At 44.4% G+C, this 25,810-nt stretch carries 27 protein-coding genes; 10 read left to right on the top strand and 17 right to left on the bottom strand.

Features of this window, described 5'->3' with window-relative positions; all coding sequences use genetic code 11:
- The first annotated feature begins 3 nt into the window (after positions 1-3).
- The 3 genes from ribE to ribH all read left to right on the top strand — a co-directional run bounded on the left by ribE (position 4) and on the right by ribH (position 2,464).
- Entirely contained in the window at positions 4-657 is a 654-nt protein-coding gene (ribE, locus tag LPY66_RS08815; protein ID WP_337988054.1) for a riboflavin synthase, read from the top strand.
- A gap of 14 nt (positions 658-671) precedes the next feature.
- Entirely contained in the window at positions 672-1,892 is a 1,221-nt protein-coding gene (locus LPY66_RS08810) for a bifunctional 3,4-dihydroxy-2-butanone-4-phosphate synthase/GTP cyclohydrolase II (protein WP_337987701.1), read from the top strand.
- A 107-nt stretch (positions 1,893-1,999) separates the two neighbouring features.
- On the top strand, positions 2,000-2,464 hold the full coding sequence (gene ribH / locus LPY66_RS08805) for a 6,7-dimethyl-8-ribityllumazine synthase (RefSeq protein WP_337987700.1): 465 nt from the start codon (positions 2,000-2,002) through the stop codon (positions 2,462-2,464).
- A gap of 113 nt (positions 2,465-2,577) precedes the next feature.
- On the opposite strand, the gene LPY66_RS08800 is transcribed toward ribH, so the two are convergent.
- From LPY66_RS08800 to LPY66_RS08750, 11 genes are all read right to left on the bottom strand, one after another.
- Complete coding sequence (locus LPY66_RS08800) at positions 2,578-2,775, bottom strand: spore coat protein (RefSeq protein WP_337987699.1); 198 nt, start codon at positions 2,773-2,775, stop codon at positions 2,578-2,580.
- 14 nt (positions 2,776-2,789) lie between these two features.
- Entirely contained in the window at positions 2,790-2,999 is a 210-nt protein-coding gene (locus LPY66_RS08795) for a hypothetical protein (RefSeq protein ID WP_337987698.1), read from the bottom strand.
- A gap of 91 nt (positions 3,000-3,090) precedes the next feature.
- Positions 3,091-5,676, bottom strand: a complete 2,586-nt coding sequence (gene clpB / locus LPY66_RS08790; RefSeq protein WP_337987697.1) for an ATP-dependent chaperone ClpB — start codon at positions 5,674-5,676, stop codon at positions 3,091-3,093.
- Between the two features lie 78 nt (positions 5,677-5,754).
- Positions 5,755-6,753, bottom strand: a complete 999-nt coding sequence (locus LPY66_RS08785) for a J domain-containing protein (RefSeq protein ID WP_337987696.1) — start codon at positions 6,751-6,753, stop codon at positions 5,755-5,757.
- Positions 6,754-6,896: 143 nt separating this feature from the next.
- A complete protein-coding gene (locus LPY66_RS08780) occupies positions 6,897-7,829 on the bottom strand; it encodes a diacylglycerol/lipid kinase family protein (RefSeq protein WP_337987695.1) in 933 nt (310 codons plus the stop codon).
- Between the two features lie 250 nt (positions 7,830-8,079).
- On the bottom strand, positions 8,080-9,489 hold the full coding sequence (locus LPY66_RS08775) for a DUF4349 domain-containing protein (RefSeq protein ID WP_337987694.1): 1,410 nt from the start codon (positions 9,487-9,489) through the stop codon (positions 8,080-8,082).
- The gene (locus LPY66_RS08770) at positions 9,489-9,992 is read right to left on the bottom strand and encodes an RNA polymerase sigma factor (protein ID WP_337987693.1); all 504 of its coding nucleotides are present in this window, start codon (positions 9,990-9,992) and stop codon (positions 9,489-9,491) included. Before LPY66_RS08770 ends, LPY66_RS08775 begins: the two co-directional genes overlap by 1 nt.
- A 61-nt stretch (positions 9,993-10,053) precedes the next feature.
- A complete protein-coding gene (locus LPY66_RS08765; protein ID WP_337987692.1) occupies positions 10,054-10,608 on the bottom strand; it encodes a chromate transporter in 555 nt (184 codons plus the stop codon).
- Between the two features lie 18 nt (positions 10,609-10,626).
- On the bottom strand, positions 10,627-11,166 hold the full coding sequence (locus LPY66_RS08760) for a chromate transporter (protein ID WP_337987691.1): 540 nt from the start codon (positions 11,164-11,166) through the stop codon (positions 10,627-10,629).
- A 118-nt stretch (positions 11,167-11,284) separates the two neighbouring features.
- Positions 11,285-11,857 carry a CPBP family intramembrane glutamic endopeptidase gene (locus LPY66_RS08755; RefSeq protein ID WP_337987690.1) on the bottom strand — a complete coding sequence of 191 codons (573 nt, stop codon included), beginning with the start codon at positions 11,855-11,857 and terminating at the stop codon, positions 11,285-11,287.
- A complete protein-coding gene (locus tag LPY66_RS08750) occupies positions 11,854-13,065 on the bottom strand; it encodes a M20 metallopeptidase family protein (RefSeq protein WP_337987689.1) in 1,212 nt (403 codons plus the stop codon). The genes LPY66_RS08755 and LPY66_RS08750 overlap by 4 nt, the downstream gene beginning before the upstream one ends.
- A gap of 311 nt (positions 13,066-13,376) precedes the next feature.
- Here LPY66_RS08750 and LPY66_RS08745 point away from each other — a divergent pair, with 311 nt between their 5' ends.
- Together LPY66_RS08745 and LPY66_RS08740 are read left to right on the top strand one after the other, a co-directional pair.
- Entirely contained in the window at positions 13,377-13,715 is a 339-nt protein-coding gene (locus LPY66_RS08745; protein ID WP_337987688.1) for a P-II family nitrogen regulator, read from the top strand.
- Positions 13,716-13,844: 129 nt separating this feature from the next.
- Positions 13,845-14,051: an alpha/beta-type small acid-soluble spore protein gene (locus LPY66_RS08740; RefSeq protein WP_337987687.1), complete on the top strand. Its 207-nt coding sequence runs from the start codon at positions 13,845-13,847 to the stop codon at positions 14,049-14,051.
- 78 nt (positions 14,052-14,129) lie between these two features.
- Here LPY66_RS08740 and LPY66_RS08735 read toward each other — a convergent pair whose 3' ends face one another.
- The 4 genes from LPY66_RS08735 to LPY66_RS08720 all read right to left on the bottom strand — a co-directional run bounded on the left by LPY66_RS08735 (position 14,130) and on the right by LPY66_RS08720 (position 18,733).
- The gene (locus tag LPY66_RS08735; protein ID WP_337988053.1) at positions 14,130-15,872 is read right to left on the bottom strand and encodes a glutamine--tRNA ligase/YqeY domain fusion protein; all 1,743 of its coding nucleotides are present in this window, start codon (positions 15,870-15,872) and stop codon (positions 14,130-14,132) included.
- Positions 15,873-16,114: 242 nt separating this feature from the next.
- The gene (locus LPY66_RS08730; protein ID WP_337987686.1) at positions 16,115-17,098 is read right to left on the bottom strand and encodes a uroporphyrinogen decarboxylase family protein; all 984 of its coding nucleotides are present in this window, start codon (positions 17,096-17,098) and stop codon (positions 16,115-16,117) included.
- 73 nt (positions 17,099-17,171) lie between these two features.
- Positions 17,172-17,804 (bottom strand): corrinoid protein, encoded by a 633-nt coding sequence (locus LPY66_RS08725; protein WP_337984647.1) that lies wholly within the window; start codon positions 17,802-17,804, stop codon positions 17,172-17,174.
- A 125-nt stretch (positions 17,805-17,929) separates the two neighbouring features.
- Positions 17,930-18,733, bottom strand: coding sequence for a methyltetrahydrofolate cobalamin methyltransferase (locus tag LPY66_RS08720; protein ID WP_337987685.1), 804 nt, complete (start codon positions 18,731-18,733; stop codon positions 17,930-17,932).
- A 287-nt stretch (positions 18,734-19,020) separates the two neighbouring features.
- Here LPY66_RS08720 and LPY66_RS08715 point away from each other — a divergent pair, with 287 nt between their 5' ends.
- Complete coding sequence (locus LPY66_RS08715; protein ID WP_337987684.1) at positions 19,021-20,268, top strand: PucR family transcriptional regulator; 1,248 nt, start codon at positions 19,021-19,023, stop codon at positions 20,266-20,268.
- Between the two features lie 7 nt (positions 20,269-20,275).
- Here the strand turns inward: LPY66_RS08715 and LPY66_RS08710 are convergent, their stop codons facing one another.
- Positions 20,276-20,854 carry a hypothetical protein gene (locus LPY66_RS08710; RefSeq protein WP_337987683.1) on the bottom strand — a complete coding sequence of 193 codons (579 nt, stop codon included), beginning with the start codon at positions 20,852-20,854 and terminating at the stop codon, positions 20,276-20,278.
- 275 nt (positions 20,855-21,129) lie between these two features.
- On the opposite strand from LPY66_RS08710, the gene LPY66_RS08705 reads away from it, so the two are divergent.
- Both LPY66_RS08705 and LPY66_RS08700 read left to right on the top strand, forming a co-directional pair.
- Positions 21,130-22,296 carry an MGDG synthase family glycosyltransferase gene (locus LPY66_RS08705; protein ID WP_337987682.1) on the top strand — a complete coding sequence of 389 codons (1,167 nt, stop codon included), beginning with the start codon at positions 21,130-21,132 and terminating at the stop codon, positions 22,294-22,296.
- 158 nt (positions 22,297-22,454) lie between these two features.
- The gene (locus LPY66_RS08700) at positions 22,455-23,696 is read left to right on the top strand and encodes a polysaccharide deacetylase family protein (protein WP_337987681.1); all 1,242 of its coding nucleotides are present in this window, start codon (positions 22,455-22,457) and stop codon (positions 23,694-23,696) included.
- Positions 23,697-23,730: 34 nt separating this feature from the next.
- Here LPY66_RS08700 and LPY66_RS08695 read toward each other — a convergent pair whose 3' ends face one another.
- Complete coding sequence (locus tag LPY66_RS08695) at positions 23,731-24,453, bottom strand: hypothetical protein (protein WP_443112467.1); 723 nt, start codon at positions 24,451-24,453, stop codon at positions 23,731-23,733.
- Between the two features lie 424 nt (positions 24,454-24,877).
- Here LPY66_RS08695 and nuoE point away from each other — a divergent pair, with 424 nt between their 5' ends.
- Positions 24,878-25,408, top strand: a complete 531-nt coding sequence (gene nuoE, locus LPY66_RS08690) for an NADH-quinone oxidoreductase subunit NuoE (protein WP_337988051.1) — start codon at positions 24,878-24,880, stop codon at positions 25,406-25,408.
- Entirely contained in the window at positions 25,405-25,803 is a 399-nt protein-coding gene (locus LPY66_RS08685) for a (2Fe-2S) ferredoxin domain-containing protein (protein WP_337987680.1), read from the top strand. The genes nuoE and LPY66_RS08685 overlap by 4 nt, the downstream gene beginning before the upstream one ends.
- The last annotated feature ends 7 nt before the right edge of the window (positions 25,804-25,810 follow it).

The following is a 25,810-nucleotide window of genomic DNA, read 5'->3' as shown; positions in this document are numbered from 1 at the left end:
AGATTGTTTACCGGAATTATTGAAGAACTCGGAACCGTACGCCATATTGACCTGCTTAAAGATGCAGCAAGAATGACTATTGACGCCAATGTCGTTCTCGGTGGCTCTCAGGTCGGGGATAGTATTGCTGTTAACGGCGTTTGTCTTACCGCGACATCACTGTCAACAAAAAGCTTTACTGTCGATATGATGTACGAGACATTGCAGAAAACAAGCCTCAGAGAATTAACTCAGCATTCCAAGGTGAATCTGGAAAGAGCACTGCAGTTGAATAGCCGATTAGGCGGGCACATCGTCAGCGGTCATGTCGATGGAACAGGAAATATCGCTTCCATTACGCCAGTTGGAATTGCGCAGCTCTATAAAATCCATGCTTCTCCCAATGTTACCGCCGGTTTGCTGCCGAAGGGCTCAGTCGCTATCGACGGCATCTCGCTCACAGTCATTGACGTCGGGGAAAATGACTTTACTGTTTCCCTGATCCCGCATACCATGAAAAATACAACGTTAGGCTTCAAAAAGATAGGTGCCGTGGTTAATTTGGAAACAGATATCATCGGCAAATACGTTGCCCGGATCCTGAGCCAGAGTAAAGACACCCGCAAGGAAAAAACCGATATTTCTTTAGACTTTTTGACCGATAACGGTTTTATTTAGAAAGGAGAATGATAATGACACAAAGTAAAGAAACGATTTTTGCCACGATTGAAGAAGCAATCGCTGATATCCGTGACGGTAAGATGATCATCGTTGTTGACGATGAAGATCGCGAAAATGAGGGCGACCTGATTATGGCGTCGGCGAAAGCAACCCCTGAAGCCATCAATTTTATGGCAACCTATGGCCGCGGTCTAATTTGCGCATCACTGACTGCAGAACGCGCCAAAGCCCTTGATTTAAATCTGATGGTCACCAATAATACCGATCCAAACGGCACAGCATTTACCGTCAGTGTGGATGGTAAGAACTGTACCACAGGCATCTCGGCATTTGAAAGAGCGAATACGATCCAGATCCTCATTGATAAAAATAGCAAGCCTCAGGATCTGCGTCGTCCTGGGCATATTTTCCCTCTTCAAGCCAGAGAAGGCGGTGTGCTTGTCAGAGCCGGCCATACTGAAGCTTCCCTCGACCTGGCACGAATGGCCGGTCTGGAGCCCGCAGGTGTTTTGTGTGAGATTATGAATGACGACGGTACGATGGCCCGGGTTAATGATTTGATCACATTTAAAGAAAAACACAATCTGAAAATGGTGACTGTGAAAGATTTGATCCGTTACCGCCGTCGCAATGAAAAACTGATTGAACGCGGTGAAAGTATTGATTTCCCGACCGAATACGGTATATTTAAGGCTATTGGCTACAAAAGCAGTGTTGATAACAAAGAACATCTCGCCCTGGTTAAAGGGACGGTAGACGATGGCGAACCGGTGTTGGTCAGGGTCCACTCTGAATGTCTGACTGGCGATGTCTTCTTCTCCAGACGATGTGACTGCCGGGATCAATTGTCAGCTGCAATACAGCAGATTGAGCGGGAAGGTCGCGGCGTGCTGCTCTATATGCGTCAGGAAGGACGCGGAATCGGGCTTCTAAATAAATTAAGAGCGTATAAGCTGCAGGAAGAAGGTAAGGACACGGTCGAGGCCAACATAGAACTCGGCTTCCCCGCAGATCTAAGGGACTATGGCGTCGGCGCGCAAATTCTGGCTGATATGGGGATCACCAAGGTCCGTCTGATGACGAATAATCCCAAGAAAATCGTCGGCCTTGAAGGCTATGGAATCCAGGTCATGGAAAGAGTACCCATCGTTATGCCGCCTAAACCGGAAAATGAATACTATTTATCCACCAAAAAGGAAAAGATGGGTCATATACTGGACAATTTGAGCTAACCCATCATTTCCTATGACTCGTCTTGCCTGAAATCGCTCAGTTCACGGGATGAACAAATACAATAGAGAGCAAGTCCAAAACGGTATAATGAAAGGATAGAGTGCATATGAAAATCATCGAAGGAAATCTAATTGCTGAAAATCTGAAATTTGCTATTGTCGCAGGGAGATTCAATGAATTTATCACCACCAAGTTAATCGGCGGCGCGTTAGACGCTCTGAAAAGACACGGCGCCGATGAGAATAATATTGAACTGATTTGGGTCCCGGGCGCATTTGAAATCCCACTTGCTGCCAAAAAAGCAGCTCTGCAAAAACGTTTTGATGCGGTAATCTGTCTCGGTGCCGTGATCAGAGGTGCTACCCCTCACTTTGATGTCGTTAGCAGCGAAGTAAGCAAAGGCGTTGCTAATGTCGGACTGGAAACCGGCGTACCGATCATTTTTGGTGTTCTGACCACGGATACAATCGAACAGGCTATTGAAAGAGCGGGAACGAAATCCGGGAATAAAGGTTTCGATGCGGCTGTTACAGCAATCGAGACTGCGAATCTCTTCAAACAGCTTATATAATGTTAGACAGGGGGGACAGAGGGACGTAGACCTTTGTCTCCTTTTTGCATGTAAAAAGGAGACAAAGGTCTACGTCCCTCTGTCCCCCTCGTTTTCATCTCTCTCAACTGTTATTAAAGGGTTCCTCCCGATTTTTCAATTAATCGGCTCAGATGCTCATATACTTTACTGGCTTCGTTGGCCAACTGTACATAGCGATGACGGATTTCATCACTGGACGCTTTGGTGGCAAACGTCATATATCCCGAAGCTGCCGCTGAAACGTCTTTTTCATAGTCATATAACATATCCAAATCGGAAAAACTACTCATAACATTACCCCTTCCTACATGATTTGTACCAGTCTCTGTTTGAGGAAGTCACATAACCCGCTCAGCGCGCTGGCTTGATCTTTAAAAAATGCCTTTACCTCTTTATCTTGCGCTATATCGCAATACATTTCGCATTTTCGCATTGATACTTCACTTTCCAGCAACGAACGGGTGATCATGCCCTGATCCAGGATCTTTTTGATCTCACTCTGACTATGCTGCAATGATATCCCTCCTTCCAAAATATAAGCATTTTCAGGATATACAAAAATGACCGATTTTATACATCATCAATAAAATCGGTCATTTTGTTTATTAGCTCTTGTTGAACGTATAATCCAAGTCGTAATCCACAACAACCGTGGTCCCTTCCGGAAAATTGCCATGGAGAATGTGTTTGGCCAATGGATTTTGGATTCGCTGTTGAATGACTCTTTTGAGTGGCCGTGCGCCGAAAATCGGATCGGTTCCTTCCTCAGTCAGCTGTTCTAAGGCTTTAGCGGACAGCGTAATCGCAATGCCCTTTTCTTTCAGCCGTTTGCGGAGGAGCGCGAGCTGAATCTCGACGATCTTCGCAATATCTTCTTTCTTCAACGGATCAAATATGATGGTTTCATCCAACCTATTGATGAACTCCGGACGGAAATAGCGGCTAAGCTGAGCTTCAATCGTTTTACGGATCGTTTCTTCGCTGGCATTGTTTTCGTTCATTTCCCGGATTTCTTGTCCGGCAATATTGCTTGTCAAAATAATCACTGTATTTTTAAAGTTGACGATTCTGCCCTGCCCATCTGTCAAGCGGCCATCATCAAGGAGCTGTAATAAGACGTTAAAAACGTCACTGTGCGCTTTTTCCACTTCGTCCAGCAGAATAACCGCATAGGGTTTCCTGCGGACCGCTTCTGTTAACTGACCGCCCTCGTCATAGCCGACGTACCCGGGAGGTGCTCCAATCAATCGGGCAACTGAATGTTTCTCCATATATTCGGACATATCGATCCGGATCAGAGCCTGCTCATTATCAAAGAGAAACTCGGCTAGCGCTTTGGCTAATTCGGTTTTCCCCACCCCGGTCGGTCCAAGGAAGAGAAAAGATCCCAGGGGCCGGTTCGGGTCCTGTAAGCCGGTACGGGCTCTGCGCACAGCATCTGCCACAGCCTGTACCGCTTTATTCTGACCGATGACCCGTTGATGCAGATTATCTTCCATCGTGATTAGTTTCTCCGCTTCACTTTCCAGAAGCTTGGATACCGGAATATGCGTCCATTTGCCGACTATTTCGGCGATATCCCTTTCCGTGACTTCCTGTTTGAGCAGGGTATTTTGCCGGCTCGAAACAATCTGATCCAGTGCTGCCAGATCCTTTTCCAATTTGGGCAATACACCATATTGCAGCTCAGCAGCCTTATTGTAATCGTATTTCTGTTGAGCTTTTTCGATCTCTAAACGGGTTTTGTCGATATCTTCCTTCAATTTATGGATCTCTGTCAGCTTTCCACGTTCTTCCTGAAGCTGTGCCTCCAACGCGCTCCGTTTTTCTTTGAGATCGGCGAGTTCCTTTTCAATATTGGTCAATCTCTCCTGACTGGCTTTATCTTTTTCCTTTTTCAGTGCTTCGCGTTCAATTTCCAGCTGCATGACTCGGCGTTTGATGTCATCCAGTTCCTGTGGTTCGCTGGTGATTTCCATACGCAATCTGGCAGCAGCCTCGTCAATAAGGTCGATGGCTTTGTCCGGAAGGAATCGTTCACTGATATAACGGTCGGACAAAATACTCGCGGCAATAATGGCGCTGTCTGTTATCCTGACGCCATGGTGCGTTTCGTATCGTTCCTTCAGTCCCCTTAAGATCGAAATAGTGTCTTCCACCGTCGGCGGAGCCACGACAACTGTCTGGAAGCGTCTTTCCAAAGCGGCATCCTTTTCGATGTGCTTGCGGTATTCATCGAGTGTTGTCGCCCCAACCATCCGCAGCTCACCGCGGGCCAGCATGGGTTTAAGCATGTTGCCGGCATCCATAGCCCCTTCTGCTGCTCCTGCCCCGACGACGGTATGCAATTCATCGATGAAAAGAATGATATTTTCTCTGCTTTCAACTTCCTTTAAAACTGCTTTTAATCGTTCTTCAAACTCACCGCGGTATTTTGCCCCTGCAATCAACGCCCCCATATCCAAGGATATGACGTCTTTATTTTTGATCGCCTCAGGAACGTCACCGCGTACGATCCGTTGAGCTAAGCCCTCAACGATGGCCGTCTTCCCGACGCCCGGTTCCCCAATGAGCACCGGGTTGTTTTTCGTTCGACGGGATAAAATCTGGAGAACTCTTCGAATCTCCTCATCCCTACCGATAACAGGGTCGAGTTTTCCCTTACGTGCCAGGTTGACGAGATTGCGGCCATATTGTTCCAACGCGGCGTAAGTTCCTTCCGGGTTCTGTCCGGTCACGCGCTGGGATCCGCGTATCTCTTTTAATACGTGTAAAAGAGATTCCCTGGTTACGCCCGCCTCCTTTAATATTTTGGCTGCATCGCCGCCCGCCTGGTCGGTGATAGCCAGAAGAAGGTGTTCGGTGCTGACATAATCGTCACCAAAAGGCTCCATTTGATCATGCGCATTCACTAAAACTTGACGCATTCTTTGGGAAATCATCAATTGGGTTGCCGCACCCGTCATTCTCGGAAAACGGCTGATGCTTTGCTTTGTCTTCTCTGTGACAACATTCAAAGCGATATTTAATTTGTTAAAGATTTGAGGCACAACGCCTTCGGTCTGTTCCAGTAAAGCCAGAAGCAGATGCTCCGGTTCCACCTGGCTGTTATTATTTTTCTCAGCACTGTTTTGAGCTGTAATGATCGCTTCCTGTGATTTTTGAGTGAATCGGTTGGTATCAAAGGCCATAACAATCCCTCCTTAGGAGATAACACCTTTATAGGGTGACAACACCCATAAATAAATTATGGATATAATACTCATTAATCATCGCTTGACGCGCTCTTGGGCAAGTTGCTGCAGTGCAGCGGTTTCTTTTTCGGACAAGTCTTTGGGTAAGACGATGGTAGCTTTAGCGTAAAAATCACCGAAGCTATCTTTCTTGTTCAGCACAGGCATTCCTTTGCCTTTAAGGCGGAAGCTTCTTCCGGACTGAGTATAGGGCGGTATCTTGATTGAGACTTCGCCGCCTAAGGTCCGAACACGTGCTTCTCCGCCAAGCACGGCGGTGTAGAAATCAATTTCCAGATTGCCCGTCAGATCATCCCCGTCACGCGTATACTGGGTATGCGGAAGAATGCTCACTGTCAGCAGCAAGTCGCCTTTTCCCCCTCTGGGGCCTGCCTGTCCCTGGCCACTGAGTTTAATTTTATTGTTATTCTTAATTCCTCTGGGTACCGTCGCTTCGATTCGGCGTCCGCCGACTTCAATCAGTCGCTTGGTTCCGTGATAGGCCTCTTCCAGAGTAATCGCGATTTCACCCTCGATATTTCTGCCGACATGCTGCCGGTGTGAGATATCCGCATAATAATCATCAGAATCATCAAATCCGTGATGGCCTCCCATTCCTGCGCCCATGCCAAAAATCGTGGAAAAGAAATCAGAAAATCCGCCTGTGCTCCTATTGCCTTCGAAACCTTGGCCGCCAAACATCTCCGCGAACTCTTCCGGAGTCATAGTCCGTGTATAACGCGAACTTCCGGGGGATTCCTGCCAAGCTGACCAATCAAATGAATCTCCGCGGCCGCCGCGTGACTGCCATTGCTGATAATTTGCTCTCAAGTCATCATATTTCTGTCTTTTGTCCGGATCCGAAATCGCCTGATAGGCTTCATTTATTTCCTTGAATTTTTCTTCAGAGGCTTTGTCACCTTGATTAAGATCAGGGTGATATTTTTTAGCCAAAGCCTGATATGCCTTTTTGATCGCTTTATTGTCAGCATCCGGTGCAACACCTAATATTTGATAATAGTCCTTAAATTCCACGTTTTCACCACCTCATAGCATGATGAGAATCCTATTAATCCTAATTATATGCAAATCAACAACAAAGGTCAATATTGGTCAGAAATATTTTCGCCCTTTTCTGACCAATTGGTTGGCCTTTTCGTATACCATTTAATCGTCCATTAAATGCGTATTTTCAAGCACTCTGGAATAATTCGATAATCTATGGGCGACATTCCGGGTATTTCTCCATCGATTTCAAAAAGCAGTGATTTCGGTGTCTCCAGCGTGATCGTCCGGCAGCGTTTGATTTCTACCGCACGGTCATATATGTGTGTTCCTCTATATATCTTGGGAAAACGGGTTATTAAATTGAATCTGGATATATCCTTGATAATGACCAAATCAAAATAGCCGTCGTCTATCAACGCATTCGGCGCGATATGCATACCTCCGCCGATATATTTACCGTTGCAGACCATCAATCCCCATGTGTTTCCTTTCCATACATCCTTCTGATCAGTCACGACGGAAACCGGACTTTTCTTATACGTCAAAATCGTTGCTATCGCTCCGCGCAAATAGGTTATCTTGCTGCCCAAAGCCTTGCTGCGGCGATTAGCCTGTTCAACCGCTTCAGCCCCGATCCCGATATTCGATGCATTGATAAAATAGCGAAATGCTTTATTTCCTTGAAAATCATAATATTCGACTTTGCCGATATCTGCCAGGACAGTTTGGGGCTCGATCAACAGACTGATCAGACTGTCAAGATCTTTATTCAGTCCAGGTCTCAACGAGCGGACGAGATCGCCGCCGGTTCCCTGTTCAAAAACAGCCAGTTCGATATTATCGGCAAGCACCCGGTCGTTTTCAATCAACCCGTTTAATACTTCGTTGACTGTTCCATCACCGCCTACAGCAATAAACCGGCGATATCCTTCTACAAAAGCCTGTTTGGCGATTTCTGTCCCTCCCCCTGATCCGGAAGTCCAGGCATAGACAACTTTCACGCCGGCCTGTTCAATTTTTCTGTGATAGCCCGGCCATAGTTGTTGGGTTCTGCCATTGGCTGATCTGGGATTAACTACGGCAAACCACGTATCTTGGTTCATAAATATCTCCCTTACATCGGATATACATTATTTGTTGTTAAAGCAAAAGTTAATATATATGAAATATATACGACATGGACTTACCATAATCCTTTATAGGTAGGATTCTAACCCAATTCCCCCTTATCCATCCATGACCGCTACGCACCGTTTATGGTTTCCTGTAGTAAGGTACTAGATAATATAAAACTGGCATGTTCTAAGACAATGCCAGTTTTATAATGACTTGAATTGTTATTCTATGATTACATCAGTCTTTTTTTACTGTTTTCAGTGGATCATCCTGTGACTCAAACGAGGTGTTCTCGATAGTATTCTCCATCGTGATCTCCATGGTTTTTTCCAGGATTTGCTCTCGTGTTCCTTTTCTCTTCCTAACTGACCGGTAGATAAGCCAGATGACAAGCAGGATGATTACAACGGGCAGGGCGTAAGCAATAAATACCAATACATAATTCAATGCATTCCATAGAAAACTCACGGTCTTGATCAGCGCATTTTTGATAGCAATCAACGTATTGATCAGTGAAATGGGCTGCCAGGGATCCTTCACTGAAAGCTCAGTTTGAAACGGCTGGATGTTTATGGTGACCTGGGAATAATCAACTCGGGTATCCCAGTATTTCAGCTGTCCTTTTAAGACTTCAATTTCTTGACGGACTGTGGCTAAGGAACCTTCTATTTTCAAGATATCCTCAACCGTATTGGCCTTTTCTAGGATTTGCAAGTAGCGTTTTTCCTGTGCTTCCCAAGACCGCAAACGCGTTTCAGTGTCATAATAAGCCATGGTCACGTCTTCCGTAGATTGATGCTGACTATCAACAGTTCCATACTGTGGCAGTCCCGACTTAAACGCCTCATAGTGCTTCGCTGGAATTCTGAGAGTCATGTATGCCGAAACCGCATTGTCATAATTACTCACATTCGAATCGACAACATATCCGCCAAGCTCTTTTGCCTTTGCCTCTAATGCTTGGGCAGCAGCAGTCACATCTTTAGCCTTAAGCGAGACATCTAAGCTGTAAATGATTTTTTGTTCAGCGCCTTCACCCGTGGTCGTGGTTTCATTAGTACCCGCACTTTGTTTTTTCTGAGGAGCAGCGATATCCATTGATTTTGATTCGTTATTGCCGTCGCTGTCGCCATCACTTGTAGCAGCAATTCCTGTTGTCGGCGGGACTGTGGCATCCGGCGCTACACCAATGTTGTCTGATCCCCTGAAGGACTCCTCGGCTTTACTGTTGGTGGCTTGATCGTCGGTTTGGGAAATTAAGACGTTGCTTTTCTCCCCCATCAAAAAACCGTTAGTTCCCAAAAATACAGCCAACAAAACCACCGCAGCCGTACTAATGACTATCGATGTCCATTTTTTGTTCTTCAGCCATTTTCTCCTTGGCCTTATAATTTCTTCATTGGTTGTCCTCAGTGGTTCGGTCATCATAGGTGAATGATCTTGTTTTTCAGCAGTCTGCTGAATATCCTCCCGCGAGTGATTATCCGCTGTTACGTGCTTATCGGTATCGGTTATTTTTGATAACGTTTTCTCCTTGATTCTCTGTTTCAGTTCATCTTCTGCTTGGGTATGGCTATAAAACAATTTCAGACGCATCAGATCATCATCTTCTTCCCAAATGGCTGTGATATTCTTTTCGTCGGTCATTAACACTCACCTCCAGCCACTTCAGCGGTATAGATAGTTCGAAAGCTCTTCTTGGCACGATATAATAAACTGTCAACTGCTTGATGCGTAATGCCCAGGATGGTTGCTGTCTCAGCAGCGCTGAAGCCCTCGATCAAGCGCAGCTGAATAACTGCTACCTGCGGCTCTGTAAGTTGGGCGAGGGTTTTGCTCACGGAAACAACGGTACCCAGTTCCTCAGCATAGTCTCCGTTATTCCGCGTGTCCTGCAGCTCTTCAGTAATCGGAATGATATCCACTGATTTTCTTCCGCGGTAAAAATCAGCGACATAATTGGCCGCAACTTTAAGAGCCCAGCATTTGAGAGAGCTTCTTCCTTCAAAACGGTCAATGGACCGCCAGATCTTGGCCATGATCTCAGCCGTGACATCTTCAATGTCCGTTGATGGAATCCGCATACAAACAAAACGATACACTGACGGAAAGAGTTCTTCATAAACGTCATCAAATGAGATTTGCGTCACCCTGACCCCCCCTTACCTGAATTCACAAAAAACAACCCAGGCGCATAATAAGACGTTTGATTTAAGTGATATCTGATTCTTTTTTTTCCCTAAATACAAAGTTGCCGAGAATCATCGCCCCAATAACCATAAATACCGGATTAAGACCTGGCCACAGAATAAGGATCGCCAACGCTGCAGCACCTAAGATCCAGGTAGTTTTTTCCTTGGTAAATGCGCTTTTTCCCATTTGGAAAGCGGATTGCAGCAACAGGACAACCACCACAGGTCTTACCCCTTTGAGCATAGCCTGAAGCGCTGGTAATTCTGCATAATGGGCCAAAACACTGCCAAGAAATATAACGATAAGTGCCGTCGGCAGCACAGCCCCCAGACAAGCGGCCAGTGATCCCCGCCACCCTTTCACCCGATAGCCAATCATCCCGGCAAGTTTTGTTGCGATCGGCGCAGGCAACGAATTGACGATAGCAATGGTATTGGCAAATTCCTCTTGTGAAAGCCATTGATATCGTTCGACAGCTTCCTTTTGGATCAGCGGGATCATTGCCGGTCCTCCGCCAAAACTGAAGTTACTCGCTCGAAAAAAAGCAATAAATAAATTCCAAAGCTCTCTCATTATTTATCTCAATTCCCGTCAAAAAATGATATAACCGATAGCCATGGATAAAATAATCAGTAAAACCGGATGAACTTTAAAGAAGTACAGCGCCAGCGCAGCTCCGATCGCTATGATAAATGTGACGTAATCCATCGTCTGGGTGATCAGAAAAGCTTCAATGCCCATGCTATAAGCAACATATAAGAGCAAAGCGGCGACGACTGGACGTACCCCTTTTAAAGCCGCCCTTAGCGTCTCGGATTGTGAATATTTAGCAAGAACTTTACCTAACATGATAAGTATCAGGACCGTTGGCAGAATGGTGGCAGTCATCGCAGTGATAACACCCGGCCAGGAAGCAATTTGATATCCCATATAAGCAGCTATTTTTGTCGCAATCGGTCCCGGCAGCGCATTGGCCACGGCGATCATATCCGCAAACTGGGCATTGGTCATCCAATGGTAATTATCCACAACTTCTGCCTGAATGAGCGGGATCATGGCTGCCCCACCGCCAAAAGATAAATTAGATGCTTTAAAAAAGGCTATAAATAAATGCCAACAAGCAATTAACATTGTTCACCCTCTATATGACCCGTTATCGATTGTGAAACATACTTTTCTGCCGTACTATACACCCCTAAACAAATACAGGAGGTCAATCTCTTAAATTATATCAGACCGTCTCTTACTTTCATATCGCCTCTGTTTTAATATAACCTTTTTTAACCAGAAATGCAGTAATGATATTAATTGAAAAATGACACATTACCGGTACCCAGAGATTGCCCGAAAAGTAAAATACATAACCGAGAATGAGTCCCATCAAAAAGACTTCGAGCAGGATGTAACTCTTCCGCCAATAGCGGTAGTGAATCAAGGTAAAAATAAGTGCTGTTATCCATATGCCCAACACGGACTGGATCAAACCGCGGAAGAGGAATTCTTCACTTATTGCGCCGACAAAAAAAATGGGGATAAGCTCAAGCAAAGAAAACCGTTCCATGAGCAATTGATTTATTCCATCAAATAGCTTTTTCCAGGGAATCGTACGAAGAAAAATAGTCTGAAGGATTAGCAGGATACACGTACCCGATAAATAAACCACAGCGGCATGAGCAATATCCCTGACTATGATCAAATCAAGCAGCGTAACCTCAAGATAAAATCCCCTCAGTAATGCCCATAACCCAAAGCCCATTCCCAATAGCAACCCTTGAGATAAAATGATGTTCAAAAACAGTACTCTTTTTGATATTTCCATCATGACAATATCCAGTCATCAATAGAATCAAGAAGCCCGAAGGCCGAGTATACCAATGTTTGTACACCGGTTTTTAATGCTTTTTCATCAAAGTCAAAACGCGGATGATGGTGTTGTTTCGGTGTTTCGCAACCGGAAAATCCTGCGCCGACAAAAATCATCGCACCGGGGACTTTTTTGAGATAAGCAGAAAAATCCTCTCCCCACATGACCGGGTTTGCCTGTACAATGTTGTCAGCGCCAATTGCTTTATTTAAAACATCCTGAAGTAAATTAATAACTCTACCATCATTAACAACCGGATCATATCCCCGCTCATAGTTAAATGTATAGCTTGCCCCGTAGGCATTACAGATCCCATTGATGATGCTTTCCATGTGCCGTGGTATTTGCTGCCGAACCTCTTCTTCGAATGTACGAACTGTGCCTTTTATCTTGATCTGTTCCGGAATCACATTATACGCTGTACCGCCATGGATGCTTGTAATCGAAAGCACCGCCTGTTTTTGTGCCGATGTTTTTCGGGAAACGATGTGTTGTAAGCCGCTGATCACCTGCGCGCTGACGACGACCGGATCGACGGTATCTTCCGGCCTCCCGGCGTGACCACCTTTTCCGCAGATAGTAAGGTCAAAATTGTCCGGCGCAGCCATCAGCGGCCCGGCAGCCAGTCCGATTTTTCCTGCAGGCATCAAAGAAAAGAGATGGAGAGCAATTATGGCATCAACACCGTCTAAAACACGCTTAGCCACGAGATCCTTAGCCCCGCCGGGATGCTGTTCCTCAGCATGCTGAAAAATAAATCGGATCTCCCCTTTCAGTTCGGAACGGAGTCCAGCGAGCACGTTGGCAGCACCGACGAGCATGGCAGTGTGACCGTCGTGACCGCAGGCATGCATAACTCCCGCATTGGCCGAACGATAAGGGACTTCATTTTCTTCGTGTATGGCTATCGCGTCCAGATCACTGCGCAGGGCAATTGTTTTTCTCGGATTATTCCCTTTGAGAACAGCCATAATGCTGGTTTCAGTGGGATGCATTACAATGACTCCCGGAATATCTTTTAATAGATCACCGATTTGATTGGCTGTATTGAATTCCCGATAAGACAATTCGGGAAATTGGTGAAGTGTTCTTCGTAAAGCAACGACATCCTGATTAATGGCATCAACACGTCGATTGATATCAGCCAATAAGCAATCTTGCAGCATATTTTTATCTCCTCTTATAATACAATTCCACTGGATATCATCATTAATTCGATTTCGTGAGCAATAATCCTTGATATTTAAATTGTTTTGTAATGAATTTTGTAATGAATACAAAATTCTTCTTTGAAAACAGTTGCCATAGGGAGCCTAAGTTTGTTAGTATAACTATGATATTGTTTTAAAGACATGGACAACGAAGTCCTCGAGTTGCTACTCGGGGACTTTTTGTATTTATGATGGATAATGCTGTCACATCGTATTATCCTCATAAAAAGGGTAATCATAATTTTTAGGTAGAAGAGGTGTTATTAATGAAAAAAATTGAATGTGTTATTCGACCTGGTAAGCTGGAAGAAGTCAAAGAAGCTCTTGGCAAGTTCGGGGTCAAAGGGATGACGGTCACCAATGTCATTGGATGCGGTCTCCAGCAGGGCAAAACAGAGGTTTATCGCGGAAGCACGTATACGATTAACCTGCTTCCCAAAACAAAACTGGAAATTGTTGTCCGTGATGAGGCATTGGAAAACGTCATCCAAATCATCGCAGATACGGCCAGAACCGGAGAAATCGGCGACGGAAAAATTTTCGTTTACGACATGTTAGACGCAGTTCGCATCAGAACCGGAGAATCCGGCGAAAAAGCAATTTAATCATCATTTTCCAGTTATGGTTTTTCCTAAAATTAAAGCAAAGAATTACCGGGTTTAAGAAAACGATAATCACAAATAATAAGAACGACTCCCAAACAAACAATACTTTACTTTAAGGAGGGAAATGACATGGCTGGTGAAAGAAATTCAAACACACCTGCTGTCCAAGGTGCAGGAAAAGGGTTGGATCAACTAAAATACGAGATCGCCAATGAAATTGGCGCCACGCTCGGCGGAGACCGTACTTCCCGTGAAAACGGAACTGTTGGCGGTTATATGACCAAACGTATGGTTCAGTTTGCTGAACAGCAGCTGAAAAGCGGTCAGAGAATCTAACTATTAACCATAATGGTTTAAAGTCACAGAGTATAAGAAGCATTCCTTAATCGGAATGCTTCTTTACTTTATAGGTATTTACTTACTCATTTTGGCCCAGCTGTCTCTTAAGCCCACGACCCTGTTAAAGACGAGTTTTTGATGGCTGTGATCCTTCACATCGGCGCAAAAATAGCCTTGCCTCAAGAATTGATATTTTGACCCCGGTTCGGCATCCGCTAAGCCCGGTTCCACTTTACAATGCGTTAATACCTGTATTGATTCGGGATTGATTCTGGAAAGAAAGTCATCTTTGGCTGCTGAGTTCTCAGCATCATTTTCTTCACTTTCATCGGTGAGTGATTCATTGTCATCCCGTATCAAGTAATCATAAAGACGAATCTCGGCATCTGCAGCATGGACAGCGGATACCCAATGAAGTGTTCCTTTAACTTTTTTCGCGCTGTTAGGTCCCCCGCTCTTTGTATCCGGGTCATAGGTACAGTGAATTTCCGTTATATCCCCGTTTTCATTTTTTACAACACGTTCACATTTGATAATGTAGGCATGTTTTAAGCGGACTTCATTGCCAGGCGAAAGCCGAAAGAATTTCTTTGGAGGGTCTTCCATAAAATCTTCCTGTTCAATATAAAGTGTCCTGGAAAACGGGATCAGTCGGCTGCCGGCATCCTGATCTTCAGGATTGTTCTCTGCTTCCAGGAATTCCTCACTGTCTTCCGGGTAATTAATGAGAACCACTTTAAGCGGATTCAGAACAGCCATAACCCGCCGGGCTTTGGCATTCAGATCTTCACGCAGACAGTGCTCCAGCAACGTCACGTCGACGGTGCTATTGGCTTTGGCAACACCGATTCGGTCACAAAAATCGCGAATCGCTTCCGGCGTATAACCTCTCCTCCTCAGTCCGGAGAGTGTCGGCATACGGGGATCGTCCCAACCAGATACATAGGCGCCTTCAACAAGCTGCCGCAGCTTTCTTTTGCTCATAACTGTATTGGTTAGGTCCAGACGGGCAAATTCATACTGTCTCGGCCGGTCTCCTTCAATCAGGTGATCCACCAGCCAGTCATACAATGGCCGATGATCTTCGAACTCCATCGTACAAACCGAATGCGTGATGTGTTCAATCGCGTCCGATAACGGATGGGCAAAGTCGTACATCGGATAGATGCACCATTGATCTCCTGTCCGGTGGTGTGTTGCATGCATGATCCGATAGATGACCGGGTCCCGCATATTTAAGTTGGGCGAGCTCATATCGATTTTGGCTCTTAGGACCTTTTCGCCGTTGGCAAATTCACCGGCTCGCATCTTCTGGAACAGCTCCAGATTTTCCTGAACCGAGCGGTTACGGTAGGGGCTTTCCTTACCGGCCTCAGTCAGCGTTCCGCGATACTGACGCATTTCCTCCGGCGATAAGTCACACACAAAAGCAAGTCCTTTTTCAATCAATTTAACGGCAAAGCCGTACAGGGTCTCAAAATAATTCGAAGCATAATAAAGCCTGTCATCCCAGGAAAAGCCGAGCCACTGAATATCTTCCTGGATAGATTCGACGAACTCGGTTTCTTCTTTACTTGGATTCGTGTCATCAAACCTTAGATTGCATAGACCATTGAATTCCAAAGCCGTTCCGAAATTCAGACAGATGGATTTGGCGTGTCCTATATGCAAATAGCCATTTGGCTCAGGCGGAAAACGGGTATGGACCCGGTTATTATTCTTACCCTGTTTTAAATCTTCCCGAATGATGTTATGTATAAAATTTGAGGATGCGCTTGCAGAAGGATTTGAAGTATTTGAAGGATTTGAAGTATTTATAGCCGTTACCCCCTAAATTGAATTCGAAAGTGATACATTCCATTTTACCACCAATTATCGAAGAGTTACAACTTACAGAAGATAAGTATTTTATGACTGGATCGAAACACATGAATAAGCAGGGCTACGCTATACCTTGTTTTATGAAAATAACTCCTTCCCGGCAAATCCCCGCTTTTGGACTGCCGAAAGGAGCTATTCTCAGATTTAGTAAGGAGCCTATATCAATGATTATTGGTGAACTAGAATAATAGTTTACTCATCTTGTCGATTTCCTGGCTTACACACTCATAAACACCAGGAAAGTTGCTCATTGGCAGCCCGGAAGTCAGACACGGAATGAAGGATATTTTGCCGTTGGCCTTACAAGTCTCTTCCACATATTTGGCGCAGTTTTCCGGAGTCCAATCCGGGAAATCAAGTAAGCCACTGTGCAGCCCGCCCATAAAGGTGATTTTTCCGGCATATTGTTTGACCAGTTCCGAGATATTGTTGGTGTTCATAACCCCCTGCCAAATATCAATTCCCATTTCGATCATAGACGGAATGAGATTGGCACCAAAGGAATCACTATGGTGGACAATCAGTTCAACCCCATTCGCTTTATAGAAACCGTAGATTTTCTTGTATGCCGGCAGGAAGAATTCCTCAAACATATCAGGCGAAACGAAGGAATTTTTCTGGCTGCCCCAGTCATCATGGTGAAACAGGCAGTCCGGGTGGATCTTATCAATTAAAACTTTGGCAAATTCCAATTCATGTTCCGTAATATAGTCAATCAGTTCATGCATGGCTTCCGGTTCTTCATACAAGGCCATGAGAGCATCTTCAACACCCATTAAGTGATGGGTCATTTCGAAGACTCCCGGTGCATAGAATGCTGTGCAATACTGCTCATTACGGTCAACTTTATTTGCATGAGCTATCGCAGGAGCCCATGCCTCATCAGATGTATTGATTTTAGGCGCTTTTACGACTTCTTTCCACTTCGTAATATCTTTTAAGACTTTATGGGCATCATCATGAACTGGAAATTGTCCAATTTGGCCTTCCGGAAAGCTCCAGGTTACTCCCCAATTGTCTTTTACGGTCTGACCAGGCGGACAGAATCCACCACCCGGAGTAGGAACTTCTAGAACAATGTCCATGTACTCATACTGATTGACAAAACGGTCGGGCTTTCCGCCCTTCATCGTTTCCAGTAAATTTTGTCTTTTTGTTAACATGAATTAGTCCTCCTAATATAATCAAGTAAGGGCTATCGCCAGACTTATCCTAACCTAATTGCTTAGGTTATTATTATGCTTTAACTAATTCAACCGCTTTAACAGCAGCACTTCCGGCATCCGGGGCAAATCCGTCTGCACCGATTTCCGTAGCAAATTCCTGGGTCACAGGCGCGCCGCCGACGATGACTTTGAATCCGGGAAGTCCGCTGCCTTTGATTGTTTGTACAGCTTCCTTCAGCGCAGGCATCGTGGTGGTTAGAAGACCGGAGCATGCGACTAAGGTGACGTTTTGGTTTTCTTTGATGGCTTCGATCCATCTGTCTGCCGGGACATCAACTCCGAGGTCAACCATGGTAAAGCCGGCGCTTTCGATCATCATGGAAACGAGGTTTTTACCGATATCGTGCAGGTCGCCTGCGACGGTTCCGATAATGCAGGTGCCTAATGAGTTGGAGCTGTCCCCAGCCATTAAGGGTTTTAAGACGTCAACGCCTTTAGCCATGGCTTTAGCAGCCATCAGCATTTCCGGAACAAAGATTTCGCCGGTGGAGAATTTGTCGCCGACAACGCTCATGGAATCAACCATGCCCTGAAGAATGTCTTTGGCTGCACTGCCTTCGTCCAGAGCTTCCTGAACCAGACCGGGAACCAGTTTTGTTTTCCCTGCTTCTACCATTGCTTTGACTTCATCGATTTTTGCCATTTTTTTAGTCCTCCTTAAAATCACTATAAATTTAAAATATATTAAGTTTTAAAATTGTGACCGAGGTTATTTCTGATAATGTTTTGTTACTTCTGTATAAGGTTTTGTTTCTTTTGAATATAGGTTTATTTCTTCTGACCGAATTTGCCTTCTCTGAAGGCACCGATGTATTCCATGCAGTATTCGTCCTGTCCCATCAGCGCTTCGGTAGCGAAGATCATACCTAAGAGGTCCTGATTGGTCGGGTCGATGATGCCGCTGTCCATACCGGCATTCATGGCCAGTACGAGGAAAGCCTGATTGACGAGCTTCCGTGCGGGCAGATTGAAGGAGACGTTGCTGCAGCCGCCGGTGATATGAATGGCAGGGTATTGCTGTTTGATTTCTTTCATGACGTCGACAATCATGTTGATGCCGTCTTCGGATGTGCAGAGCATTTCAACCAGCGGGTCGATGTGGAGACGGGACGGAGCAATGCCGAATTCTTTCGCCCGTTTCATGATGTTGGTGAAGACTTCGAGACGTTTTTCCGCCGTCTTGGAGATGCCGCTGTCATCATTGAGCAGCGCGACGCATTCCCATTTGGTATCCGCGATGATCGGGAAAATAACGTCGATCTTGTTGCCTTCGCCGGATACGGAGTTAATCAGTCCCGGGCGTTTGCAGAACGGAATAGCGGCAACAATGGCCTGTTCATTAGGGCTATCGATGCAAATTGGGGTATCGGTCACTTCCTGAACCAGGTCGATGAGCCATTTCAGGGTCTCGACTTCGAGGCTGACATCGGTGGATGCGCAGACGTCGATAAAGTTGGCTCCGGCATCGGTCTGGATTTTGGCCAGGTTGCGGATGAAATCTGCATTCTTTTCCGCGATGGCTTTGGCGACGGATGGAATTGCACCGTTGATCTTTTCGCCAATGATAATCATGTGTTGTTACCTCCAGTGAAAATATATAAATTTTAGTATTCCTACAGATTGAGAGTAATGTGTTCCCTGCTCTTATTGATTATCATAGTTAATTTCATGCTTTGAAGAATTTCAATTTCGGTATAAAATAGAACCAGTACAAAAGATGATCATCACAAAACCTTTTGCTCGTTGTATATTCATTTTGCTGATAATAATTCTTTTTTTTCGACAATCTACCTTTGTCAAATTTAACATAGTTGCAATCAAAAAATGTACATTATGCACTCTTCTATAAGGAGGCTTCTATGGAAGACCAGCTTCACGCCCTTCTTTCTACCTATTCAATGAGACTCATGAAGACTCTCAGTAAAGAAAACAGTCTCCAATCGCTTGTCGAGCTTGGTACTGAAATGCTTGGTAATCCACTTACCGTGACCGATATTGTCACAAAAGTCATCGCTCAGACTGCGACCACCCATGTGACCGATGACCCTGTTTGGAACACGCTGAACAGCGAAAAGTACTTTGACTTTGAAACTTTCTCCTATTATGCTAAGAATCGACTTGGCGAAGAAACAGAGAAGCACGATAAACCTTTTTATTGGTCTGATCCTTACTGCAAGTATCGCAGGCTCATGAACAAAATAACCATTGGCGGGAAAACCCTAGCGACCATCGCCGTCTGTGCCCACAATCGTGATTTTAAAAAAGAAGATGAGGCAATTCTCTCACTCCTGTGTGATGCTTTTGCTATTGAACTGCAGAAAGATAAATACTATCAGTTTTCTCAAGGACTGCTCCATCAGGGTTTTTTACAAGATCTCATCGACGGAAAGTATACCGATGAGCGTCTGATTATTGAGCGCATGAAGGTTTTGAACCTGAATTTCAAGAGCAAGTTTTTTGTGATCAGCCTGGATACTCAGTATTTCAATACGACCAGTGCTACCCTGCCTTATATGCGGGATACTGTCGAGAGTAAACTGGTCAACGCCAAAGCAGTTATTTATAATAACAATGTTGTCATACTAGCTAGCTGTGAAAACGAAATGCATTTTTTAGAGATTCAGTTAAACAGTTTGAAAGAAATTCTGAAAAAGAACAACATGCAGGTAGGCGTCAGCCGCTCTTTTACCCATATTACCGAAGTTAAAGATCACTATCTGGAGTCTGTTGAAGCCATCCGTTTAGGTAATATTCTAAATAAAGAGCATTATTTCTACCGGTATGAAAATTATATTCTTTATGACCTTATCAGCAATTATTCCCGTACAGATAAATGCAGACGGTTAATTCATCACGCGTTGATTAAGCTCATTGAGTACGATAAAGAAAACGGCACGGATTACGTGCAAAGTTTATACAACTATATTTACTACTTTAAAAATATTAAAGATTCGGCTGAAGCTTTAAATATTCATCGCAATACCATGTTTCACCGGGTTGAAAAAATCGAACGGTTATTAAATGTCGATTTGAATGATACGGATGTTGTATTCCAACTCTATCTTTCCTATAAGATATTAGAGTATTGTAAGAATTCAGCGACCTAATCAGAGCTCAGAACGAGATTTTATTTTCCTTAAAATATTCCAGAATCATTGTCTTCTCGTATGCTTCAGCGTGGACAGTGGCCAGGTTTTCTCCGTTCTGCACCCCGTTCCATTTAATGTATAGCGTTTGATCAAAGCGTTGGTTAATAATCGGATCCTCGTATTTTAAAACGATAACAATAAAATGGGGCTTAATTTCTCCTACCGTCTCTTTGTTTTTGAGTCCGTTAAGACTTATCATCAACGTGGCATAAGCATTCTTAGGAATATCGTTGACTAAGGCATATTCGTCAACCGTAATGGGATGTTCCTTTAAATCGGTGGAGAAAACGACCGATTTACTCCATAGTCCAACTGCGGGATGTTCGCCAACATTGGTAAATTGGATCTCAAATACGGGAGATTCTTTTAATTCAACGGATGGGGAATCTTTAAACGTAAAATAAGGACGATTAGCCTCGCGTTCCTCACTCCACGCAGATACGGTAATGTAGACCGTGATCAATGCAGTTATTGCTAAGATCGATGTCCCAATGGTAGCAATCACATTAGAATAATTAATCTGTTTATTCCTTTTTTTATCCAATTTGCACGCTCCTATTCTTTTTGAACAAAATAATTATATGCAGGAAGGCGGCAAACTAAACTCGAAGTAAGGTAAGAAATATGATAATATAAAATTATAAAAAGAAGGACAGGAATATATATTAATAAAATGGAAAAACTAGGTTTATTATCACTGGAAAAATTACAAAATATATCATAGAATAATTGTACATATTTACATCTATAGCAGCATATACACGAGTCATTCGTAATTGATCATTGGACTACCTTTTGTTGTTGGAGAGGAGAAGCTTTATGAAAATACTCTTTCTTCCATTCCTGCAAATCCCTACAGGTCATCATACGGTTGCCGATGCTATCATTCGTTCTATTTCAAGAAGAATACCGAATGCGGAATGTGCAAAAATTGACTTCTTTAGTTATGCTGATAAACTTTTGGAGCGCGCTTTTCGTTTGACCTACCTGACTTGGATCGATCATTCGCCCCAAACATTTGTCTGGCTGTATAAAAACTTTGTTTATCCTACAAAATCAACGAAACATTTTAATTGGTATGAATATAAATTTCTTGATAAAATGAACGACTTGCTTGAAGAAGAACAGCCCGACCTTATCGTATGCACCCAAGCCTTTCCGTCTTTTCTTATCGACAGACTGAAAAACTCAGGTATTACCACAGCGCCAGTCATCAACGTCTATACGGATTTCTTTATCAATAAACTATGGGGATCGTCCAACATCGACTATCACTTTGTTCCCGATCGTTATATCAAGACCCAGCTGATGGAACAAAATCATATTGACCCTTCACGCATTTTTATTACAGGTATCCCTATTGATGAATGCTTTACACCCAGGCCGTCGTTAGCCTCACAGTCTGTCCGTCCCTATCATATTTTGATTTCGGGCGGCAGCGGCGGTTTAGGGGATCTGGAAACACTGATATCCAGCCTGCCTGGCAAAAAGGATCGATCGTATATCTTTTCACTGCTCTGCGGGAAAAATAAAAAATTATATAAAGACGTGCTATCGTTAAAACGGCCTAATCTTAAACCATTATCCTATATTTCTTCAAGAGAAACGATCAATGCCTTATATGATGAGGCCGATGCTATCATTACCAAGCCGGGTGGCGTGACAATAAGCGAGGCACTACATAAACATCTGCCCATTTTTGTTCATTCATCACTACCTGGGCAGGAAGAAATCAACAAGGAATATCTCAAACAACGTGAGCTGATATATGAACTCGACTTAAGTTACCCTATCGCCGACCAGTTGGATCTCTTTTTTGGAGATACCAATAAACAGAGTGTATGGCAGGAACGCGTAAACAGCTACCTGAAGGAAATTGAAGTCACCGCCTGGCAGAAAGTGATGGAGTTTGCCGTCGCTCAGACCTTTAAGAAGCAGCCCAAATACAAAGAAAAACGCAGCATTATTTCGCAGAGCTCCAGCTAGTAGGCTATTCGCGAATTAGCTACTCAATTTACTCCAAAGTAAGGACGCCTGCACAATGCCGGCGTTTAGTGGCGCACGGATGCGGAGCAGCGTATTAATCTGATTCAAGCGTATTAATCAGATTCATCTGGCTATTAACAAAGGAAGTGACTGTTGGCATGCCCGGTATTCTGGGGTATCTTGCTCTGATCATTCTGATTATGTTCCTTGTTTATATACTCATTCCAGAATTGCTTGTGCATTTTTTCGGTATCGGTTCCTGGAAACGTCAATACACGCCAGGGGTTTCTCTGACCTTTGATGACGGACCCGATCCCCGTTATACGACTCGCTTTTTAGAAATACTCCATGAACAGCAGGTTCAGGCTACCTTTTTTCTGGTTGCTGAGAAAGCTAAAAAACACCCTGAACTTGTCCGGATGATTCTTGAAGGCGGTCATACCATTGGTTCTCACGGCTATTACCACCGACATGCTTGGGCAATGCTGCCATGGCAATCCTGGCATTTATGGAATAAAGCACTGGCTGAGCTGAAAAAACTAACAGGTCACGAACCGGACTATGTCAGAGCTCCCTGGGGCGGCGTCAATCTGGTTTTTTTGCTTTGGTGCAAGATTAAAAAGAAAAAACTGATAGGTTGGTCAGCAGATGGCCGCGATTGGTGCGTCGAGAGGACGCCGGAAAGGATCGTTGACCGGATCGCCGATTTGGTTAATGAAGGTACAATCATTCTCTTGCATGACAGCGGCGGAGATGAAGGTGCACCAAATAATACGGCAGCCGCCTTACCCGAGCTTTGCACGAGAATCAGAAAAAAAATTAAACTTCCTATCGTACCGCTTGTCTTCCCCACTTGGCCTCTTTCCAAACGGATTAGTTTTCGAATTTGGGAAAAGTGGGAACACCTCTATGCACGAAAGCGACATGTCAACCGGATCGATGATACGAATATTTTTAGGCTGGCAATCGTTACTTACCACGGCCCGAGTCTTTATAACGAAAAAGGCGACTGTCTCGCAACACAGGGTGACTTGGTCGGGGAACTTCATTTTGATAATATTCGGCTGCAAGGGTTTGGCACCAATGTTGGAAAGATTGGCTTCAACGCTTTAAAACAGGCGCGTCTATCTTTCCCTGTACTTGTGCGTTACATCGCTGCGCATCCGGAATATAATGAAATCAAAGTCTTTGTGGGGGTAACGCTGATCAACCGCGGTGTCCAGGGACTGGGGTTTAGTGTAGCGGAATACCCCAATGAGAACGCAGGATTTGTTGGTTTCATGCAAAGAATCATCTACCGGATTTATAATCCGGCAGGTTTACACGCTTCGGATAAGCTCGGTTCAAAACCGAAAGTTGTCTGGATCAGCAAAGAGAAGCTGTTCGAGAGATATTTATAAGCCAAAGATTTATCCTCTTCTCCTTTTCTCCTTATTAAACCAGCGCTTTTATACTTTCTGCCAGTGCGCAGATCAATCGATGAAAAGCCTGGGCATTTTGATTAGGAACCCGGTATTGTTTGTTGATTTCGATTTGAACAGCCGGAATACCAAGTTCACGGGCTGCATAATTGGACACCGTATGTGTTCCTGAAGCAGCAAAATAATTATAAGAAATTGCGTGTAGACCGACGTGTCTGAAGTTTTTCTCCAGAACATCGGTTATTTTTGTTTTTCCCAAGAGGTTCTTCCCTTGATTGGTTCCCAAATCGATATCAAACGCTTGCTCACGGGCAGCCCCATGGATATCAAGAATCATTTTGATTTTTTCCCTGCGGCAAAGGTCTGCGATTCTTTCCTTATAAATACAGGGATCATCCACATTGGGATCTCCTCCATAGAGTTTAGCCGTCGCCAGGGCATAACAGGATGTTAACCTGTTCAAGAGGTAGACGACAGAGCCTGTAAATTGATCAGATACTTTGATTTTTTTCTGTCGCAAATGCCTGACTGCGTGAGGGGCAGATACTAAAATGGGAATTTCACCGGATGCAAACCAAAACGGATCCGTTTTCTTCGGATCACTGCGCCGATCGGTTTTATAAAAGTGAATCTTCTCCACGTTGACAGCTTCTTCGCTCAGACGAGCCCGAGTGTACTCTTTTAATACCTGGTCAAATTTATCAATCACGGATATTCCTCCACAAGACAATACCATTTGTATTCGAATCTTATATATTAGGAATAGTATCGAAATCCTCAGCGAAATTCAAGGTGATGTTTGAATAAATCTAAGATAATTTCCCAAACTAGTACAGTGTATTCTAAAAAAATACGTAAAGCTTAATTATCGGGTTGGTCTGTGTGCCGCATTCCGCTTTCGGCAGATAGCGCCCTCCATGAATTTGCATTAAGGAAGTTAAAATTCTTTTGCCCTCCTTGGCGAATTTTAACTTAGGTCCATCCATGGACCGTTGCGCTACGCAATCCATGCTCCGCTTGTCGCTGGAACTGTGGCACGCAGACCTAATTTGAAGTAAATGTTTGATGAAATCGATGCTTATAGGCATTCATTAAAGCAAACCATTATCTCTGACGAAAGGATATCTTATAAGATGACAACACATCCTGACATCGCCAGCATGGCGGATGCAGCTCCAGCTGCGGTGTCTGCCGATTTAACAACCGAAAAATTTGACGCACTGGAAGCGTATATTGAAAGTTTACCAACAACCCGCGGTGCATTAATTGAAATCCTGCATCATGCACAGCACATTTTTGGATACTTGCCGCGTGATGTTCAGCTCTTTGTCGCCAGGAAACTTGGAATTCCCGCTGCCGAAGTATTTGGTGTCGTTAGTTTTTATTCCTATTTCACTACCGAGCCCAAAGGAAAACATACCATCAGCGTGTGTATGGGAACGGCGTGTTTTGTGAAAGGGGCGGACAAAATATTGACCCTGCTCAAAGAAAAGCTGGGAATCCAAACGAATGAAATTACCAAGGACGGCCTTTTCGGTTTGAAGGATGTCCGGTGCATAGGTACTTGCGGAATGGCTCCGGTGATGATGATCGATGACAACGTGTTCGGGAGGGTCAAAGCAGAGGATATAGAGAGCATTCTTGAAACCTATCGCCAAAAAGATCAGCTGGAAAAGGAGATCCTTATATGACAATCGGTTCTCTTCTGGATCTGAAAAAACTTCGGGATGACTATCTAGGTCACCTTAACAAGCCCAGTAACGATAATACAAACACTTCGCCGGGCAGCCCGTGCGAGATCCGTGTTGGGATGGGGACCTGCGGGATTTCAGCCGGAGCGCGGGAAACCTATCGTGCTTTAAAAGAAGAAATTGAAGGAAAAGGTATGAACCATGTTCGGCTGATCCCTGTCGGTTGTATCGGCTGTTGTCATGCCGAACCCACTGTTCAGGTTGATATTGCCGGGCGAAAGTCTGTTCTCTACGGTCATATCACGAAGGATAAAATCGTTGCCATCATTGATCATCTAAAAAGCGGAGAACCTAACGATTGTCTGGCTATTCCGATGGATTTCGATAGCATTTGAAAAATCA

This window comes from Dehalobacter sp. DCM (genome assembly GCF_024972775.1).
In the GTDB taxonomy this organism is placed as follows: Bacteria; Bacillota; Desulfitobacteriia; order Desulfitobacteriales; family Syntrophobotulaceae; genus Dehalobacter.
This window is presented reverse-complemented; position numbering and strand designations above follow the sequence as displayed.